2 protein-coding genes are annotated in these 2,784 nt (G+C 34.3%); one reads left to right on the top strand and one right to left on the bottom strand.

What is annotated here, in order from left to right:
- Positions 1 to 496 precede the first annotated feature (496 nt).
- A complete protein-coding gene (locus AB1414_18545) occupies positions 497 to 1,810 on the top strand; it encodes a radical SAM protein (protein MEW6609414.1) in 1,314 nt (437 codons plus the stop codon).
- Between the two features lie 29 nt (positions 1,811 to 1,839).
- On the opposite strand, the gene AB1414_18540 is transcribed toward AB1414_18545, so the two are convergent.
- Entirely contained in the window at positions 1,840 to 2,589 is a 750-nt protein-coding gene (locus AB1414_18540) for a glycosyltransferase family 2 protein (protein MEW6609413.1), read from the bottom strand.
- Positions 2,590 to 2,784 lie beyond the last annotated feature (195 nt).

Below are 2,784 nucleotides of genomic sequence, written 5' to 3'. Positions count from 1 at the left end.
AGGAAAAAGAAGTATTTTTCTCTAAGTATAAGAAATATAGTTAGTTATACATGAAATTCTTTTTCCCCTTTCCCCAATTTTCTCCATTTCCCCTTTCTTACACCTAAAAAAACGCAAAAGTTCAATTTTTTATTTGTTGGCAGGATGGTAACTATTCAGCCACAGATGGACACGGATAAAACACTGAAAATTCGTAATCCGTGTCCGTTTTCCGTATCCGTAATCAGGTTGAAGGCTGAAAATTCAGGTATAGTGCCTCGTGTCTTCTCTCCTTCTCCGTTTCTCCCTTTCTCATCTATCCTCTGACTTCTGGATTTATCCGTGCTAATCCGTGTTAATCAGTGGCTGAATAGTTACAAAAAATCTTTGCGTTCTTTGCGAAAAATCTTTGCGCACTTTGCGGTTAAATGAACACCAAATACGATGGTTTCTTGATTTTCAGAATTGTGGGTGAATTCTAACTTTTTGACTAAAACTAATTGCACAGGTGGAAAAAATGAGTATTTTATTAATCAATCCCTGGATATATGATTTTGCGGCTTATGATTTATGGGCAAAACCTTTGGGCTTACTTTACATTGCCAGTATACTCAGAAAGTATAGTTACGAGGTTAATTTTATTGATTGCCTTGATAGACATCATCCAAATTTACCTAAACCCTGTAAGATTAAAGAATATGGACAGGGGAAATACTACTCTCTTGAGATAGAAAAACCATCTCTTTATAAAGATATTCCCAAAAGGTATAAAAGATATGGCATACCATTAGATGTCTTTGAGGCTGAATTAAAAGCAATAGATAAACCTGCGGTCATCCTGGTAACTTCAATGATGACCTATTGGTATCCTGGGGTTTTTGATGCTATTAAAATCTTAAGGAATTATTTTAATGATATTCCTATAATTCTTGGTGGAATATACGCTACCTTATGCTATGAGCATGCAGTAAAATATTCAGGAGCAGATTATATCATCAAAGGGAAAAATATCTTACCTGTTTTAAAATTAGTAGATAACCTGACTAAAAATACTCATAATTATTCTAACTTCCCTGCAGAATTGGATAAATATCCTTATCCTGCTTATGATTTAATCAGAAAATTAGATTATGTTTGTATTTTAACCTCAATTGGCTGTCCTTATCGATGTAGTTACTGTGCAACCCATTTATTGTCACCTGAATTTATCCAGCGAAATCCATTGAATGTCGTAGATAAAATAGGGTACTATTACCGTAAATTCAATCTAAAAAACTTTGCTTTTTACGATGATGCTTTACTAATTAATGCCGAAAACCATATCTGTATAATTTTAGAAGAGATAGCGAAAAGAGGGGTAAAATGTAATTTTCACACACCAAATGCAATGCATATTAATTCTCTAAATAAATCACTTGCACATTTACTCTTCAAATCAAACTTTAAAACCATAAGATTGGGCTTTGAAACATCTTCACCTTCCCTTCAAAAAAGAACAGGAGGCAAAGTTACAAATCAAGAGTTTAAATCCGCAGTTAAAAATTTGATTTCAGCCGGCTATCAGTCTAAAGATATTGAAGTGTATGTAATGACTGGATTACCAGGTCAATCTGAAAAAGAGGTAATAGACAGTATAAATTTTGTTGCCAGCACTGGTGCAAAGATTAAATTAGTCGAGTTTTCTCCTATACCGGGAACTAAGGAATGGTGTAGAACAGGACTTGATTCGGACGCAGACCCACTTCTTCATAACAATTCCCTTCTTTTATTCCAGGGACATGAATCTTATCAAAGGTTAAAAGAATTAATGAACAAGCATAACCACCATTAAAAGATGCAGGTAAAGATAAGGTCTTCTGTCTATGGTATAAATAACCGACATTTAGTCAGTCTTAAATGATGAAGAATGTATTTAATCAGCGTCATCAAGGTTTTTATCCCGTAAATGATACTTACTTTTAAATTGACCGAAGAGGCATCTTTAAAATATTTAGTTGTTACTGGAATTTCTGCAATCTTAAATTTAAAATGGACGGCTTGAGCAATTATCTCGGTATCAAAGACAAAATCATTTGAGTTGCGTAAAAAAGGAATGGTTTCAAGAAATTTTCGGCTATAGGCTCTATAACCAGTGTGACATTCAGAGAATTTTGTCTGAAATACAAAATTTTCAATAGCGGTAAGAAATTTATTTGAGATAAATTTATAGAGAGGCATTTTGCCTTCTAATGCTTTGCCTTTAATTAACATTCTGGAGCCTAAAACCATATCTGCCTTGTTTTGTTTGATTGGTTCTATAAGTTGAGGTAGAATAGTGGGGTCATACTGACCATCTGGGTGGAGCATAATGACTATATCTGCTTTTTCTCTTAATGCCTCCATATAACAAGTCTTTTGATTTCCACCATAGCCAACATTATGTGGGTGAGTAATTACCTTTAAATTAAGATTCTTAGCTACTTGCGTTGTTTCATCTTTACTGGCATCATCAACTAAGATAATTTCATCTGCTATTCCTTCCGGAATTTCCACATAAGTCATATTAAGGGTTTTAGCCGCATTATAAGCCGGCATAATTATGACAACCTTTGCTCTGGTAGTATTTCCCATTGTGATAGATATTACTAAATTTTTTAGTAGATGTCAAGGAAAATTTCGGGGGAATAGTAATGCGTCAGTCGAGAGCGTTGCGTAGAACTTAAGGCTATATTTACGGTGCGTGGCATTGTGTTACCTCATTTCTTGCCATCTTTTTGTTTCTCTTGACATTTTGGAGTCCCAAAAGATAACCCAGAGGGTCATTAA

Source organism: bacterium (assembly GCA_040755795.1).
GTDB lineage: Bacteria > UBA9089 > CG2-30-40-21 > CG2-30-40-21 > SBAY01 > JBFLXS01.
This window is presented reverse-complemented; position numbering and strand designations above follow the sequence as displayed.